Annotated in this window: 13 protein-coding genes; 9 read left to right on the top strand and 4 right to left on the bottom strand. The window is 59.0% G+C overall.

Annotated elements, in window-relative coordinates; translation table 11 throughout:
• Positions 1–6: 6 nt before the first annotated feature.
• Entirely contained in the window at positions 7–366 is a 360-nt protein-coding gene (locus WG29040_RS17110; RefSeq protein ID WP_003441314.1) for a RidA family protein, read from the top strand.
• 27 nt (positions 367–393) lie between these two features.
• Here the strand turns inward: WG29040_RS17110 and WG29040_RS17105 are convergent, their stop codons facing one another.
• Entirely contained in the window at positions 394–2,568 is a 2,175-nt protein-coding gene (locus tag WG29040_RS17105) for a TonB-dependent siderophore receptor (RefSeq protein ID WP_127196573.1), read from the bottom strand.
• 328 nt (positions 2,569–2,896) lie between these two features.
• Here WG29040_RS17105 and WG29040_RS17100 point away from each other — a divergent pair, with 328 nt between their 5' ends.
• Both WG29040_RS17100 and nadA read left to right on the top strand, forming a co-directional pair.
• Positions 2,897–3,583: a type 1 glutamine amidotransferase domain-containing protein gene (locus tag WG29040_RS17100; protein ID WP_003441320.1), complete on the top strand. Its 687-nt coding sequence runs from the start codon at positions 2,897–2,899 to the stop codon at positions 3,581–3,583.
• Positions 3,584–3,837: 254 nt separating this feature from the next.
• The gene (gene nadA, locus WG29040_RS17095) at positions 3,838–4,896 is read left to right on the top strand and encodes a quinolinate synthase NadA (protein WP_003441323.1); all 1,059 of its coding nucleotides are present in this window, start codon (positions 3,838–3,840) and stop codon (positions 4,894–4,896) included.
• A gap of 125 nt (positions 4,897–5,021) precedes the next feature.
• Here nadA and WG29040_RS17090 read toward each other — a convergent pair whose 3' ends face one another.
• Positions 5,022–6,452: a M48 family metalloprotease gene (locus tag WG29040_RS17090; protein WP_010655844.1), complete on the bottom strand. Its 1,431-nt coding sequence runs from the start codon at positions 6,450–6,452 to the stop codon at positions 5,022–5,024.
• A 119-nt stretch (positions 6,453–6,571) separates the two neighbouring features.
• On the opposite strand from WG29040_RS17090, the gene WG29040_RS17085 reads away from it, so the two are divergent.
• Together WG29040_RS17085 and WG29040_RS17080 are read left to right on the top strand one after the other, a co-directional pair.
• Positions 6,572–6,811 (top strand): sulfurtransferase TusA family protein, encoded by a 240-nt coding sequence (locus WG29040_RS17085; RefSeq protein ID WP_003441329.1) that lies wholly within the window; start codon positions 6,572–6,574, stop codon positions 6,809–6,811.
• A 28-nt stretch (positions 6,812–6,839) separates the two neighbouring features.
• Positions 6,840–7,910, top strand: coding sequence for an AI-2E family transporter (locus WG29040_RS17080; protein ID WP_003441333.1), 1,071 nt, complete (start codon positions 6,840–6,842; stop codon positions 7,908–7,910).
• A 68-nt stretch (positions 7,911–7,978) separates the two neighbouring features.
• Here the strand turns inward: WG29040_RS17080 and acnB are convergent, their stop codons facing one another.
• Positions 7,979–10,579 (bottom strand): bifunctional aconitate hydratase 2/2-methylisocitrate dehydratase, encoded by a 2,601-nt coding sequence (gene acnB / locus WG29040_RS17075; protein ID WP_003441336.1) that lies wholly within the window; start codon positions 10,577–10,579, stop codon positions 7,979–7,981.
• Positions 10,580–10,984: 405 nt separating this feature from the next.
• Between acnB and WG29040_RS17070 the strand changes: the two genes are divergently transcribed.
• Complete coding sequence (locus WG29040_RS17070) at positions 10,985–11,452, top strand: DUF1289 domain-containing protein (protein WP_003441338.1); 468 nt, start codon at positions 10,985–10,987, stop codon at positions 11,450–11,452.
• Between the two features lie 69 nt (positions 11,453–11,521).
• Here WG29040_RS17070 and WG29040_RS17065 read toward each other — a convergent pair whose 3' ends face one another.
• Positions 11,522–12,385 carry a universal stress protein gene (locus tag WG29040_RS17065; protein WP_003441340.1) on the bottom strand — a complete coding sequence of 288 codons (864 nt, stop codon included), beginning with the start codon at positions 12,383–12,385 and terminating at the stop codon, positions 11,522–11,524.
• A 221-nt stretch (positions 12,386–12,606) separates the two neighbouring features.
• Here WG29040_RS17065 and WG29040_RS17060 point away from each other — a divergent pair, with 221 nt between their 5' ends.
• The 3 genes from WG29040_RS17060 to WG29040_RS17050 all read left to right on the top strand — a co-directional run bounded on the left by WG29040_RS17060 (position 12,607) and on the right by WG29040_RS17050 (position 15,281).
• A complete protein-coding gene (locus WG29040_RS17060; RefSeq protein WP_003441343.1) occupies positions 12,607–13,215 on the top strand; it encodes a tRNA-(ms[2]io[6]A)-hydroxylase in 609 nt (202 codons plus the stop codon).
• A 126-nt stretch (positions 13,216–13,341) separates the two neighbouring features.
• Positions 13,342–13,815 carry a MarR family winged helix-turn-helix transcriptional regulator gene (locus WG29040_RS17055; RefSeq protein WP_003441345.1) on the top strand — a complete coding sequence of 158 codons (474 nt, stop codon included), beginning with the start codon at positions 13,342–13,344 and terminating at the stop codon, positions 13,813–13,815.
• The gene (locus WG29040_RS17050) at positions 13,812–15,281 is read left to right on the top strand and encodes an efflux transporter outer membrane subunit (protein ID WP_010655841.1); all 1,470 of its coding nucleotides are present in this window, start codon (positions 13,812–13,814) and stop codon (positions 15,279–15,281) included. The genes WG29040_RS17055 and WG29040_RS17050 overlap by 4 nt, the downstream gene beginning before the upstream one ends.
• The last annotated feature ends 6 nt before the right edge of the window (positions 15,282–15,287 follow it).

Below are 15,287 nucleotides of genomic sequence, written 5' to 3'. Positions count from 1 at the left end.
TGCATCATGACCTCTGCTATTCAACGTCTCGGCACCACCCCGCGTTTCAGCCAAATCGTCATCCATCAGCACACCGCGTATCTGGCAGGTCAGGTCTCGCAATTGATTGAGGGTGATATCAGCGACCAGGCGCAGGACGTATTCGGTAAAATCGATGCCTTGCTGGCCACCGCAGGTTCAGACAAGAACCATCTACTGTCGGCGCAGATCTGGTTGGCTGACATGGCGGACTATGAGGCCATGAATCAGGCCTGGGATGCCTGGCTGACAGGCGTGGGGGCGCCGGTGCGGGTGTGTGTGCAATCGCCCATGGCGAAAAAGCATTATCGCATTGAAGTTCAGGTCATTGCCGCGCTGACCGCCTGAGGCCCGCGCGGTGTCTGAGGTGCTGTCTTACAACGTCCACTTCAGCGAGACCATCAGGTTGCGCGGGTCGCCGTAGGTCCCGCTGCCGCTGGCGGTGGGGATGCCCTGCCAGTATTTTTCGTCGAACAGGTTGTTCAGGTTGACCCGGGCGTCCCAGTGCTCGTCCAGGCGATAGCCTGCCATCAAGCCGACAACTGCATAGGCATCCTGTACCGCATGGCCATTACCGACCCGGCCGTAGGTTTCGCTTTGGGCCAGTACGTCGGCGCCGATGCGCAGTTTTTCCAGGTCGCCGCGCAAGTGATAGGTGGTGGCGGCCTTGAACAGGTGCTTGGGCTGGTTGGGTGCGAACAGGTTGCCTTTGTCAAAGGACTTGTCCTTGACGTACTGGCTCAGCACCAGGGTGTAGGCAGCCGAGGCTTGCCAGTACGGGGTGAGGGCACCGCTGATTTCAGCGTCCAGCCCGCGGCTGCGGACTTCACCGGCGGCTTCATAGCAGGTGCGGTTGGTGGCCAGGCAACTGGCGGGCTGGGTGTCCAGCGCATAGGCACGGTTTTCCTGGGTCATGTCGAACAGCGCCAGGGAGGCATTCAGCTCGCCGTCGAAGTACTCACCCTTGATCCCCACTTCATAACTTTCACCGGTCATCGGTTTGAGCACCGCGCCGCTGACGTCCTGCTGGGTTTGCGGTTTGAAAATTTCGGTGTAGCTGGCGTAAACCGAGTAGGTATCGTTGAGGTCGTAGATGACGCCTGCATAGGGCGTGACTTGCTGGGTGACTTTGTAATCGCCGGTGCCCGAGCGATTGTCGTAGTCGTACCAGCTCAGCCGGCTGCCGACTATTACGTGCAAAGGGTCGATGGGGTTGAAGCGGGCGGCGGCGTAAACGCCTTCTTCGGTGGCCGTATTCTGGCTCTGGTACGGGGTGCGATCGGCAATGTCCGGCTTGGGAATGACCCCCGGATCGAAGTTGTAGATATCGATCGGAGTCGCCTTGGACCAGAAGCCGCCTTTTTGGTCGAACTTTTCCTGACGCCGGCTCGCGCCCAGGGTCAGTTCATGTTCACGGCCAAACAACCTGAACGGGCCCGAGAGCGAGCCATCCAGATTGGTCTGCACGTCGGTGGTGTCATATTGCCCTGACGACTGGTTGAATCCGCCGCCCTTGGCAGCGCTCAGGTAGCTGGAGAAGGTGTTGGACTCGGCCCAGATTTTGGCGAATGCCAGTTTTGAGGTCCAGCCGTTGTCGAAGCGGGTGGTGAGGTCGGTGAACAGCGAGACGTTGTCCCGATCCCAGTAGGCCCAGTCGTTGCTCAGGAAGGTCGAGCGTGGCAAGTGCAGGTTTTCACCATTGGGTCCGGCCGGCAGGCTGCCCCAGTCCGAGGTTGCATCGTCACGCTGTTTCGAGGCCCCGAGGGTCCAGGTGGTAGCGTCGCTCAGGTCGGCTTCCATAACCCCGTAGAAGGTCTGGCGCTGATTGTCGCGTACGTCGATATAGCTCTTGTTGTCTTCATAAGCGGCCACTACCCGCCCGCGAACGGTCCCCGTGTCATTGAGCCTGTTCGAGGCGTCGACCTCGGTGCGGTAGCGATCCCAGCTGCCGGCGCTGGTGGTGATGCTCACTTGCGGCGTTGCAGTGGGGCGCTTGCGCACCAGGTTCAGGGTTGCCGAGGGGCTGCCGGCACCGGTCATCAGGCCGGTGGCGCCGCGTACCACTTCCACGCGGTCATACATCGCCAGATCAGCCCCGGCGATGGTGTCCAGGGTGAAAGTACTGAGGCTGGTGGGCAGGCCGTCGTACATCAGGTTATCGATGGTAAAGCCGCGGGCCAGAAACTGTTGGCGGTCACCGCCGAACTTGCGCAGGGTGATGCCCGGTGCGTACTTGACCACATCGTTGAGGTCTTTGATGCCCTGATCATCCATGCGCTGGCGGGTCATGACGCTCACCGACTGCGGTGTTTCGCGGATCGACAACGGCAGGCCGACGGCAGTGCTCATGGCCCCGGTGGTGTACGAGCCGCTGCCTTCGGTGGTGGCGGTACCTGAAATACCGGCTTCGGCATTCACATTGACGCTGTCGAGGGTCAACGGGCCTGCGGCTGGTGCTTGCCGGTCGGCGGATTCGTCAGCCGCCAGGGCCGCCGCCGAAAAAGCCAACAGCAAAGAACCGGTCATCACGGGCATAAAGGGACGAAGCATCTCAGAGATCCTGTAGAGGGGAGGGAGACGTGTCGCCTTTGCGGACACCTTGCAGCGGGGCGCCAGACGTATGGCAAAGACTACGCAGGGCGGAATGGTAGAGATTTATTCGCATATGTAAATAGTAATTATTACCATATGCAGTGAATTTGTATTCGCTCCTGTCTTTATGGCCTGTTCTGGTCCCTGGCTCAAAAGGGGGCACTTCGGTCAAAGCACCGCGGGCCTGTTGAGGGACCAACGGGGCGGCAGCGGCTGAACGGTTGCCTGATCAGCATGGTCTACCCTGCAGCACCTATGGGTTGTCTCACTCAGCAGGAGGTTAACGATGAGCAAGAAAATTCTGGTGGTACTGACCAGTGTCGAAAAATACCCCGACCTCGATCGCGCCACAGGGTTGTGGCTGGGCGAGGCAGTGCATTTTGTGCACAAGGTCGAGGCCGCGGGGTATGCCGTTGACTATGTCAGTCCGCAGGGCGGTTACACGCCGATCGATCCCCACAGTCTGGCCAAGGACATGGCGTCGCAGATTGACTGGGAGTGGTATCACGACAAGGGCTTCATGAATCGCCTCGGGGCAACGCTCAAGCCGGACCAGGTCAACCCGGATGATTACGTCGCCATTTATTACACCGGCGGCCACGGGGTGATCTGGGACTATCCGGACAACCCGCAGTTGCAGGCGTTGAGTCGCCATATCTATGAGCGGGGCGGGGTGGTTTCGTCGGTTTGTCACGGTGCAGTGGGGCTGCTCAATATCCGACTGTCTGACGGCGAGTTGCTGATCAAGGGCAAAAAGCTCACCGGTTTTTCCAATGAAGAAGAGAAACTGGCAGGCCTGGCTGACGTTGTGCCGTATCTGACCGAGAGTGAGTTGATGAAGCGTGGCGCTCAGTATCTGAAGGCCGGCACACCCTGGGCACCCTTTGCCATTGCCGACGGGCGGCTGATTACCGGGCAAAATCCTGCGTCCGGCGGTCCGGTGGCAGATCTGGTGCTGGCCGCCATCAAGTAACCCCGGCCGCTGCCAAACCTTGCGGTTGAGATAGCAGCCGTTTCAGACCGATGCCGGGCCGTCCGTCCGGCATCGCTTATCCGCCGCTCATGGCAACAATAAACTTTTGAATCCCAAGGATATTCTGTAGCCTTGTCGCGCTTCATTGCTTGTCCGTGCCTGATGACACACACATTCTCCCAGCGGGACTCGAAGGGTCCAGAGCTGGTGGTACACTCGACTTTCGCGCACTAGCGCTTGCAGGTCTTGCGAACATGACGCAAATTTCTGAACGACTTCTGGTTCAAGCCCACCTCGATGCCAGGCAGCCCAAGCCTTTGACCGAGGCTCAAGCACAGGGCCTGCGGGCACAGATCGCGGCTGAGCTTAAAGCCCGCGACGCGGTGTTGGTGGCGCATTTTTATTGTGATCCGGTCATTCAGGCCCTGGCCGAAGAAACCGGTGGTTGTGTGTCCGACTCCCTTGAGATGGCCCGTTTCGGTGCTGCCCATCCTGCCAAAACCATTCTGGTGGCCGGCGTGCGCTTTATGGGCGAGACAGCCAAAATCCTTACCCCGGAAAAACGCGTGCTGATGCCCACGCTGGAGGCGACCTGTTCGCTGGATCTGGGGTGCCCGGTTGAAGAGTTTTCAGCCTTTTGCGACAAGCATCCCGAGCGCACCGTGGTGGTTTATGCCAACACGTCGGCGGCAGTCAAGGCCCGGGCTGACTGGGTGGTGACCTCCAGCTGCGCACTGGAAATCGTCGAAAGCCTGATGGACAACGGCGAGACGATCATTTGGGGTCCGGACAAGCATCTCGGGCGTTACATCCAGCGCCAGACCGGAGCCGACATGTTGCTCTGGGACGGCGCTTGCATCGTCCACGAAGAGTTCAAGTCCAAGCAGCTGGAAGACATGAAGGCGCTGTACCCCGATGCGGCCATTCTGGTGCATCCGGAGTCACCGGAGTCGGTGATTGATCTGGCTGACGCGGTAGGTTCTACCAGTCAACTGATCGCGGCGGCGCAAAACCTGCCGAACAAAACCTTTATCGTGGCCACCGATCGCGGCATTTTTTACAAAATGCAGCAGCTGTGCCCGGACAAGGTGTTTATTGAAGCCCCTACCGCAGGTAACGGTGCCGCGTGCCGCAGTTGCGCCCACTGCCCGTGGATGGCGATGAACACCCTGGAGCGCACCCTTGAGTGCCTGCAGCAGGGGAGCAATGAGATCTTCGTCGATCCGGCGCTGGTGCCTCAGGCCATTCGTCCGCTTAAACGCATGCTGGATTTCACCCAGGCCGCGCGTTTGAAACTGGCGGGCAATGCCTGATAACGAATAAACAAATAAACAAACCGTAGGAGCGAGCTTGCTCGCGAGCTTTTCCCTATGTACCAACGAGGTGCTCGCGAGAATAGAGCTCGCGAGCAAGCTCGCTCCTACAGGGGTGGGGCGGGTTAGTTCATCATGTCCTTGAGCGCACGTTCCTGATCCATCAGCTCGCGCTTGCGGGCATCCAGGCGCGATGACAGCTGGAAGTTGTTGGTGAGCTTTTGTGCGAAATCCAGCTGTTGTATGGCCTGGCGGAAATCACCGACCAGAGCGAAATACTCGGCGCGGGCCTGATGCAGGCCAATGATGTTGCCCGATAACCCCCGGGTTTCGGCGACCGAGTACCACACATCCGGGTCATCCGGACGGCTCTTGAGCAATGCTTCCAGCGCCTTGTCGGCATCGGCCGGGCGGTTTTGCTTGAGCAACAGATCGACCCTGGCCTGATTGAGCGGGTAGTTGCCCGGATACAGGGTGCGCATTCGATCGACCCGTTGCTGGGCTTCCGCCAGGCGGTTGCTGTCGGTGTCCAGTTCAATCTGCGCCAGGTTGTATGTGATGTCGTTCGGTGCCTTGTCCAGCAGCGGCTTGAGGTTTTCTCGCGCTTCGTTGAACTGGCTGCCCTTGATCTGGGCTATTGCCAGGCCATAACGCGCCACATCGTTTTTCGGATTTTCATCCAGTTGCTGGCGAAAGCGCTTGGCGGCAATACCCGGTGTTTCTTCGTAGTTGAGCTGCACGCGGGCGCGAATCAGCTGATAGCGCAAACTGTCTTCGGTGCCACCGGCCCTTGCCTGTTCGGCGCGGTTACGGGTGTCGGCGATACGCGACTCGGTCACCGGGTGAGTCAGCAGGAATTCCGGCGGTTTGGCGTCAAAGCGGTACTGGCGCATCAGGCGTTCAAACATGGTCGGCATCGAGCGCGGGTCGTAGCCGGCTTTTTCCAGATTGAGGATGCCGATGCGGTCGGCCTCTTGTTCATTTTGTCGCGAGAAGCGGCGCTGTTCCTGTAACGCGGCAGCCTGGCTCCCGGCAATGGCGGCGATCCCGGCATCGCCTGCACCAGAGGCCGCGACGATGATCCCTGCGAGCAAGGCTGCCATCATCGGCAGCTGCATGCGCTGCTGGGCTTCTACGCCCCGGGCGAAGTGGCGTTGCGACAAGTGAGCCAGTTCGTGAGCCATCACCGAGGCATATTCACCTTCGGTTTGCGCGTTGAGGAACAGGCCGCCATTGACGCCGATGATCCCCCCGGGCGCGGCAAAGGCGTTGAGCTGCGGGCTGTCGATCAGAATGAATTCCAGACGCCGGTCTTGTACCTGGCTGGTTTCGACCAGTTTGTAGACGCTGGTTTCGACGTAGTCCTTGAGCTGCGGATCGTTGAGTTGCGCCACCTGGCCGCGCAGCATGCTCAGCCAGGCGCGACCCAGTTGGTATTCTTGTTGGGGGGAGACGATGGACGAACTGGCGTCACCCAGAGACGGTAAATCGTCGGCAAAACTCGGTGATGCGAGCAGGCAAGCGAGCGTCAATAGGGTCGGGCGCAGAAAAGTCATGCACAAAGCTCTGGTCGGTAAAGCGCTTACTGTAGCCGCACACGTGTCTGGCGACCAGTAGCGGGTCCGCTTGGGGTATTCTAACCGGCCGCAAAATGCCGACTCTGAAGGAGCACGTAATGACTGATGCGTTGGCGCATGATGCGCTGGTGGATGCCAGTGGCCTGAACTGCCCGTTGCCTCTGCTCAAGGCCAAGCTGGAGCTCAATCGCCTGGTCAGTGGTCAGACCCTCAAAGTGATCGCCACGGACGCCGGTTCGCAGCGAGATTTTCGGACCTTTGCACGTTTGGCAGGCCATGAACTGCTGCGTGAAGAGAATGATGCCGGCACCTATTGCTACTGGTTACGCAAGGCCTGAGATGCGGGCCTTCTTCTAAGGAATATCGATGTTCAAAGTGTTGCGTGATTGGGTTCAGCGCTATTTCTCTGATGAAGAGGCGGTGGTGCTGGCGGTGTTGCTGGTGCTGGCCTTTACCGCCGTGCTGACCTTGGGCGGCATGCTGGCGCCGGTACTGGCAGGCATGGTGCTGGCGTACCTGATGCAGGGGCTGGTGGTGGCTCTGGAGCGGCTGCGGGTGCCGGCTGCCGCAGCGGTCGGCCTGGTATTTGCGCTGTTCATGGGGCTACTGCTGGTGTTTATCGTAGTGGTGCTGCCGTTGCTCTGGCATCAGTTGATCACGCTGTTCAACGAGCTGCCGGGCATGCTGGCCAAGTGGCAGTCACTGCTGTTGCTGTTGCCGGAGCGCTATCCCCATCTGGTGTCGGATGAGCAAGTGCTGCAGGCCATTGAAGTCGCCCGCGGTGAAATCGGCAAATTCGGGCAGCTGGCACTGACCTTTTCCCTGTCCAGTTTGCCGTTGTTGGTCAACATCATGATCTATCTGGTGCTGGTGCCGATTCTGGTGTTCTTCTTCCTTAAAGACCGGGCGCTGATCGGCCGTTGGGTGCGTGGTTATTTACCTCGTGAGCGGGCGTTGATTACCCGTGTCGCACAAGAAATGAACCGCCAGATTGCCAATTACATTCGCGGCAAAGTCATCGAGATCATTATTTGCGGCGGTGTGACCTACATCGCATTTGTCACCATGGGCCTGAACTACGCGGCGCTGCTGGCGCTGTTGGTGGGCGTTTCGGTGGTGGTGCCGTATGTGGGGGCAGTGGTGGTGACGGTTCCGGTGCTGCTGATTGCGCTGTTTCAGTGGGGCTGGAGTGACCAGTTCATCTATCTGATGGCGGTCTACGGCATCATTCAGACCCTGGATGGCAATGTGCTGGTGCCCTTGCTGTTCTCCGAGGCAGTGAGCTTGCACCCGGTGGCAATCATTTGCGCGGTGCTGTTGTTTGGCGGGTTGTGGGGGTTCTGGGGGGTGTTCTTCGCGATACCGCTGGCGACCCTGTTCAAGGCCGTACTGGATGCCTGGCCGCGGGAGCAGCAAATCGTCGCGCCACTGCTTTAGAGCTTTTATCCCGCACATAAAAAAGCCCCGGCTCACAAGAGCCGGGGCTTTTTCGTTACTGCATCAGCTTACGCTTGAATAACCGGGATATTGGCAGTGGCTGCCGCTTCACGGAATTCGGCGATCTGATCAAAGCTCAGGTAGCGGTACACGTCCGCCGCCATGGTGTTGATCTCTGCCGCGTAGACCATGTATTCCTCTACGGTAGGCAGGCGACCCAGGATCGAGGCTACCGACGCCAACTCGGCCGAAGCCAGGTAAACGTTCGCGCCGTCGCCCAGACGGTTCGGGAAGTTACGGGTCGAAGTCGATACCACGGTGGAGTTCGGTTCAACCCGTGCCTGGTTACCCATGCACAGCGAGCAACCTGGCATTTCCATGCGCGCGCCGGCTTTGCCGAAGATGCCGTAGTAGCCTTCTTCGGTCAGCTGGTGAGCGTCCATCTTGGTCGGCGGCGACAGCCACAGACGGGTTGGCAGCTGACCTTTGACCTTGTCCAGCAACTTGCCCGCAGCGCGGAAGTGGCCGATGTTGGTCATGCACGAACCGATGAACACTTCGTCGATTTTCTCGCCGGCAACGCTGGACAACAGGCGTGCATCATCCGGGTCGTTTGGCGCGCAGAGCACAGGCTCCTTGATATCAGCCAGATCGATTTCGATGACTTCAGCGTATTCGGCGTCAGCATCGGCTTCCATCAGCTCAGGGTTGGCAACCCAGGCTTCCATCGCTTGAGCACGACGCTCAAGGGTACGGGCGTCGCCGTAACCTTCACCGATCATCCAGCGCAGCAGGGTGATGTTGGAGTTCAGGTATTCGGTGATGGATTCTTTGGACAGCTTGATGGTGCAGCCAGCAGCCGAACGTTCTGCCGAGGCGTCGGACAGTTCGAACGCTTGCTCGATGCTCAGGTTGTCCAGGCCTTCGATTTCCAGGATGCGACCGGAGAATTCGTTGACCTTGCCTTTTTTCTCTACCGTCAGCAGACCCTTCTGGATAGCGACGTAAGGAATGGCATGAACCAGGTCACGCAGGGTGATGCCTGGCTGCATTTCGCCTTTGAAGCGAACCAGAATCGATTCCGGCATATCCAGTGGCATTACGCCAGTGGCTGCGGCAAAGGCCACCAGACCGGAACCGGCCGGGAACGAAATGCCCATCGGGAAACGGGTGTGGGAGTCGCCGCCAGTGCCGACGGTATCCGGCAGCAGCATACGGTTCAGCCAGCTGTGGATGATGCCGTCGCCCGGACGCAGGGAAACACCGCCGCGGGTCATCATGAAGTCTGGCAGGGTGTGGTGCGTGGTCACGTCGATCGGCTTTGGATAGGCCGCGGTGTGGCAGAACGACTGCATGACCAGATCGGCCGAGAAGCCCAGGCACGCCAGGTCTTTCAGTTCGTCACGGGTCATTGGACCGGTGGTGTCCTGAGAACCTACGGTGGTCATCTTCGGTTCGCAGTAAGTGCCCGGGCGAACGCCGGTCACGCCGCAAGCCTTGCCGACCATTTTTTGCGCCAGGGTGAAACCCTTGGTGCTTTCAACAGGCGCTTCCGGCTTTTTGAACAGGTCGGATGGACCCAGACCCAGTTCGGCGCGGGCCTTCTCGGTCAGGCCACGGCCGATGATCAACGGGATACGGCCGCCAGCGCGAACTTCGTCCAGCAGAACCGGGGTCTTCATTTCGAAGGTGGTGATGACTTCGTCGGTACCGTGTTTGCAAACCTTGCCGGCGTGCGGGTACAGGTCGATCACGTCGCCCATGTTGATGTTGCTGACATCGAATTCGATTGGCAGTGCGCCAGCATCTTCCATGGTGTTGTAGAAGATCGGAGCGATTTTGCTGCCGAAGCAGAAACCACCGGCACGCTTGTTCGGCACGTAAGGAACGTCGTCGCCGAAGAACCAGAGTACGGAGTTGGTTGCCGATTTACGCGAAGAACCGGTACCGACTACGTCGCCGACGTAAGCGATAGGGAAGCCGGCGTTACGCATTTCTTCAATTTGCTTCATCGGACCGATGGAGCCCTGCACGTCCGGCACGATGCCGTCGCGAGCCATTTTCAGCATGGCCAGGGCGTGCAGCGGGATATCAGGGCGTGACCAGGCGTCCGGTGCCGGCGACAGGTCGTCGGTGTTGGTTTCGCCGGTGACCTTGAATACGCGCAGGCTGATTTTGTCAGCCAGGGTAGGGCGGTTCTTGAACCACTCGCCGTCAGCCCAGGACTGCACCACGGCTTTGGCGTGGACATTGCCGTTTTTGGCTTTTTCAGCGACGTCGTGGAAGGCGTCAAACATCAGCAGGGTGTGCTTGAGTTGCTCGGCGGCAACCGGTGCCAGCTCTGCATCGTCCAGCATCTCGACCAGAGTCACGATGTTGTAGCCGCCTTGCATGGTGCCGAGCAGTTCAACAGCGCGTTTTTTGTCGATCAGCGGGGAAGTCGCTTCACCTTTGGCGATGGCGGACAGGAAGCCGGCCTTCACGTAGGCGGCTTCGTCAACACCAGGTGGAATACGGTTGGTGATCAGGTCGACGAGGAATGCTTCTTCGCCTGCAGGCGGGTTTTTCAGCAGCTCGACCAGGCCTGCGGTTTGTTCGGCGTTAAGCGGCTGGGGAACGATACCCAGGGCTGCACGCTCTTCGATATGTTTGCGGTAGGCTTCAAGCACAGTTATTACCCTCATCATTGGTCCCAAATGGGTGTCCGGGACGCTCATCCAGGAATGCCGAGCACCCATGCGCTGCGGGGCTTTTTGAGCCGCTTAGCCAGAGTTCAAGGATTCCCAACAGAAGCTGTTTTCAAAGTTTTACGCCTTCCGAACGGGGAGGGTGATGAATGTTGATGCGGGCATTTGCAGTGCAAACACCCCACACCAACACCGTTCTTCGGGATCAACTGTGCTCGTGACGCTTTGAAAACAGCTTCTAACGGACATTGGCGCCTTAAAAGGCAGGCCGATTCTACGGTAAAAAATTGTTAAAGGTAAGTTAGCCCCTGAAGGTTGAGGGGTGATCTGCGTTAGACAAAGGGCTAACATGTGCACCTGTTTCGCTCTGCAGTGCTCTATTTCGCCATGTCCAATCAAACCATCAAGACTCCCTGCATCGGCCTCTGCTCTACGGTTTACGGCGACCTTGTGTGCCGCGGTTGCAAGCGTTTCCATCACGAAGTGATCAACTGGAACGGCTATGACGAACAGGCCAAACGTGCGGTCTGGCTACGTCTTGAGCAACTGTTGGTGCAGGTGATGACGGGCAAGGTGGAGGTTTTCGACCCGGCTGCGTTGCGCGCTCAGCTGGTGGCCCGCAAGATCCGTTTTGTGCCGCATCAGTCGGAATATTGCTGGGCCTACCAGTTGATTGCCCGGGGGGCGCGGGTGATCAATCAGCTGGAGATGTACGGCATGGTGCTGTTGCCGGAGTTTCGCGACTGGGGTCTGCCCGAGTTGCGCGACGCCATTGATCGGGAATTCTTCCTGCTTTCCGAAGCGCACTACGAGCGCTATATCGCGCCCGGCTTTCTCAAGGATGCGATCTTGTAGGTGCTGGCCTGCCAGCGATGCAGCCATCGCCGGCAGGCTCCTGCAGTGGTGAGGTTGTAGCCATGAGGATCAGGCCTTGGCCGCTTTTTGCTCCAGGTGCTGGATGATGTCATCGGGCTTGAGCACCAGAATGTCGCACTCAAGCTTGTCGATCACCACTTCTGCGGTATTGCCGATCAGCGCCCCGGACAGTCCGGTACGGGCTACGGTGCCGATGACTGTTACCACGGCATCCAGCTTTTTGGCGACCTGTTGAATGATGATGTCCGCCGGCCCTTCATTGATGTGCAGGCGACTGTCGTCGATTTCGTACTGGTTCTGGAACTCTTTGCAGGCCGCTCTGTAGCTGGCTTCGTACTGGGTGTCCACGGGGTAGACCGCATCCACTGCTGCCAGCATGGGTGCTGGATGGGCGCTGACCACGTGCAGCTGGCCGTGGGCGAGGCTGGCGACACGAAAACCCTGGTCGATAATGGTTTTGTGCAAAACCATGTGTTCGTCATCGCTGCAGCCCACATCCACTGCCGCCAGCACCACGCCGCCGCTCCAGCTTCTGGCGTGTTTGACCATCAATACCGGGCACGGGCAATCGCGCAGCAATTTCCAGTCTTCCGGCGTGAGCAGCAGTTTTTTCAGCATGGAATCGGGAGCGTGCTGCTTGATCACCAGCGCACAACCCCTGGCTTGCTGCTCCTTGATGATGGTGGTGTGCTGGTTTTCGTACCAGGTCTGGTTGCTCGTTACGCTGTAAGCCTCGCTCGCCAGGCTGCTTTGCAACACGCTGAGCAAGGCTGAATGGTCATTTTCCTTATCGCAAATCAACAGGTGCAAGTGCGCCTTGGTGCTGTTGGCGATTTCCTTGGCACGCTTGAGGGAGAGGCTTTCCATCAATTGGGGTTCGATGACGACCAAAAGGCTGCGTATGGTTTGCATGACCGGTAGCTCCAAATGTTTTCAGGCGATTTGAAGTCACTATAGTTGCTCGTCAGTTGTAGCCGTGTTGATACATATCAAGTCGTGCGGCTGGTGCTGCGACGCGGGGCCCGTATAATCAGCGGCCCTCGCCTCAATCCAGTCTTTGTGAGCCACATGTCAGCGATTTTTCAAAACACTGCCGGTCTGCTGTGCACCCCCCCATGTTCGGGAGCGCGCCCGTGATTCTTCCAGAAATTCATGAGTTTTTGGGCTGTCGTACCCCTGACGGCTGGATTGCGGCTGCCCTGGCGGATCAGGAAACCTTGCTGATCGACCACAAGAATTGCGAGTTCAAGGCAGCCAGCACCGCGTTGAGCCTGATCGCCAAGTACCATTCCCACGTCGATCTGATCAACATGATGTCGCGTCTGGCCCGTGAAGAACTGGTTCACCACGAGCAAGTCATGCGCCTGATGAAAAAGCGCAAGATCGAACTGCGTCAGCTGTCGGCCGGGCGCTATGCCTCAGGGCTGCGCAAGGTAGTGCGCAATCACGAACCGGTGAAGCTGGTGGATACCCTGGTGGTGGGGGCCTTTATCGAAGCGCGCAGCTGTGAGCGATTCGAAGCCCTGGTGCCGCATCTGGATGAAGAACTCGGCAAGTTCTACTTCGGTCTGCTCAAAAGCGAAGCGCGACACTTCCAGGGCTACTTGAAGCTCGCCTATCAATACGGCGATGCCAAGGATATTGCCCAGGTCATCGAACGGGTGCGGGCGGCCGAGCAGGAACTGATCGAGTCGCCGGATGTTGAGTTCCGTTTCCATAGCGGCGTGCCAGCCCAGGCATAAGCCTCCTCCCTGCGTCAGCGGCTACGCACATTCAGACAGGCAAATAGATAGCCGGCTAATAGTCGGCTTGACATTAGCTGCCTAGGCAGTAACATTTAGAAACATTACTGCCTGGGCAGCTTCCTGATGAAGCATTTCCATCCCGATACTTTTCAAAATTGCACCCTGGGTTTGCTCCTGGGGCGTACTGCCATGCTCAAAGACCGCATCATTGACCGCCACATGGAGCCTTTCGGCATCACCGCGGCGCAGTTCAAAGTGCTGATCATCATGGCCCAGTTCGACGTCGATACACCGGCTGAACTCTGCCGCCACCTGTCACTGGACAGCGGCTCGATGACTCGCATGCTTGATCGGCTGGAGCAAAAAAACCTGCTTATACGCCAGCGATCCGAGGCTGACCGGCGTCAGGTGCGACTGGTACTCACCGATGACGGGCAAGCACTGGCGGCCTTGCTACCGCAGGTTGGCGCCGATGCCATGAACCAGTTGGCGGCTGCTATCAGCCCGCAAGAGTTACAGAGCCTGGAACAGATCCTCAAAAAAATACTGCTGGCGGCCGGTGATCCGATCACTGTCATGCGCTTGGGTGAAAAATGAGCAACAAAACGCTACGTACAGGCCTGAGCCTGGTATTTGTCTGCATGGCGTTGGCCGGTTGCGCCAGCTATAGCGGCCTGGGCACCGAGGGTGCCAGTCTTGAAGCCAAAAGCCTCAAGGCAGCGCAGACGCTCAAGGGTGTCAGCGTCACGCCTGCCGCCTGGCCGCAAAAGGACTGGTGGAAACGCCTGGGCGACGGGCAGCTCGACGGCCTGATTCAGGAAGCATTGCGCGACAGCCCTGATATGCAGATTGCCAGTGCCCGGGCTCACCAGGCGAGCGCAGCGGCCGGTGCAGCCAATGCCGCACGCATGCCGACCCTGGATGCCGAGGCGGACGTTACGCGTTCGCGCCTGGCGCGTTCCCAGGATCCGAGCGGTCGCGGCGGTGTTTATGACACGGTGCGCGACGTCAATCTGACGTTCAATTACACCTTCGATCTGTGGGGCGGTCAGCGTGATGCCTGGGAGGCCGCTCTGGGCGAAGCCCGTGCCGCCGAGGTCGACGGCCAGGCCGCGAGCCTGACTCTGGCTGCTGATGTGGCGCGGGCTTACAGCAGCCTGGGGCATGCCTACAGCGTGCGTGATCTGGCCAATGACGATCTGGCGCGTACTCGCCAAATGCTCGACTTGAGCAAGCGGCGCCTGCAAGCCGGGATTGACAGTCACTATCAGTACCAGCAAACCGAAAGCCTTGAAGCCAGCTCCCAGGAGCAGGTAATCAATGCCGAAAAACAACTCAAAAGCGCCCGTATTGCGTTGGCGGTGTTGTTGGGCAAGGGGCCTGACCGGGGCATCGAGATTGCCCGGCCGAAGATTCTGGCACCCGGTGCCGTGGCGTTGCCAAGCACTTTGCCCGCCGAGCTGCTGGGTCGTCGTCCCGATCTGGTCGCTGCCCGCTGGCGGGTAGAGGCTGCCAGCAAGAACATTGCCGCCGCCAAAACGCGTTTTTATCCCAACCTCAATTTGACTGCGGCGGCGGGTACCCAGTCGTTGCTGGGGGATGCGCTGTTCGGCTCGGCCAGCCGCTTCTTCAATATTGCACCTGCGGTTTCGCTGCCGATCTTTGATGGCGGGCGCCTGCGTGCCGGTCTGGATGCTGAAGACGCCAACTACGATCTGGCCGTGGCGCAGTACAACAAGACCCTGGTGGCGGCACTCGGTGATGTCAGCGATACCCTGGAGCAGCTAAAAGCCATGGGGCTGCAAATCGGCGCGCAGCAGCGTGCGGCGGATATTGCTCAAGAGTCCTACAACACCGGGTTGCAGCGCTATGAATCGGGCGTGGGCAATTACCTTGATGTCCTCAGCATTGAGCAACAACTGCTTCAGGCCCAGCGCCAGCTGGCGGACCTGAATGCTGAGCAGATCGATCTTTCGATTCAACTGATGCAAGCCCTGGGCGGTGGCTTTGAGCCCGGCAACACGGCTGCGGCCGTTCCCACTCAAGCCTCGCTGGCAGAATAAATTTAG

Source organism: Pseudomonas sp. PAMC 29040 (genome assembly GCF_003994535.1).
Lineage (GTDB): Bacteria > Pseudomonadota > Gammaproteobacteria > Pseudomonadales > Pseudomonadaceae > Aquipseudomonas > Aquipseudomonas paraversuta.
This window is presented reverse-complemented; position numbering and strand designations above follow the sequence as displayed.

Coding starts and splice junctions, on each gene's coding strand:
- WG29040_RS17110 (WP_003441314.1), top strand. CDS start 7: ATGACCTCTGCTATTCAACGTCTCGGCACCACCCCGCGTTTCAGCCAA.
- WG29040_RS17105 (WP_127196573.1), bottom strand. CDS start 2,568: ATGCTTCGTCCCTTTATGCCCGTGATGACCGGTTCTTTGCTGTTGGCT.
- WG29040_RS17100 (WP_003441320.1), top strand. CDS start 2,897: ATGAGCAAGAAAATTCTGGTGGTACTGACCAGTGTCGAAAAATACCCC.
- nadA (WP_003441323.1), top strand. CDS start 3,838: ATGACGCAAATTTCTGAACGACTTCTGGTTCAAGCCCACCTCGATGCC.
- WG29040_RS17090 (WP_010655844.1), bottom strand. CDS start 6,452: ATGACTTTTCTGCGCCCGACCCTATTGACGCTCGCTTGCCTGCTCGCA.
- WG29040_RS17085 (WP_003441329.1), top strand. CDS start 6,572: ATGACTGATGCGTTGGCGCATGATGCGCTGGTGGATGCCAGTGGCCTG.
- WG29040_RS17080 (WP_003441333.1), top strand. CDS start 6,840: ATGTTCAAAGTGTTGCGTGATTGGGTTCAGCGCTATTTCTCTGATGAA.
- WG29040_RS17070 (WP_003441338.1), top strand. CDS start 10,985: ATGTCCAATCAAACCATCAAGACTCCCTGCATCGGCCTCTGCTCTACG.
- WG29040_RS17065 (WP_003441340.1), bottom strand. CDS start 12,385: ATGCAAACCATACGCAGCCTTTTGGTCGTCATCGAACCCCAATTGATG.
- WG29040_RS17055 (WP_003441345.1), top strand. CDS start 13,342: ATGAAGCATTTCCATCCCGATACTTTTCAAAATTGCACCCTGGGTTTG.
- WG29040_RS17050 (WP_010655841.1), top strand. CDS start 13,812: ATGAGCAACAAAACGCTACGTACAGGCCTGAGCCTGGTATTTGTCTGC.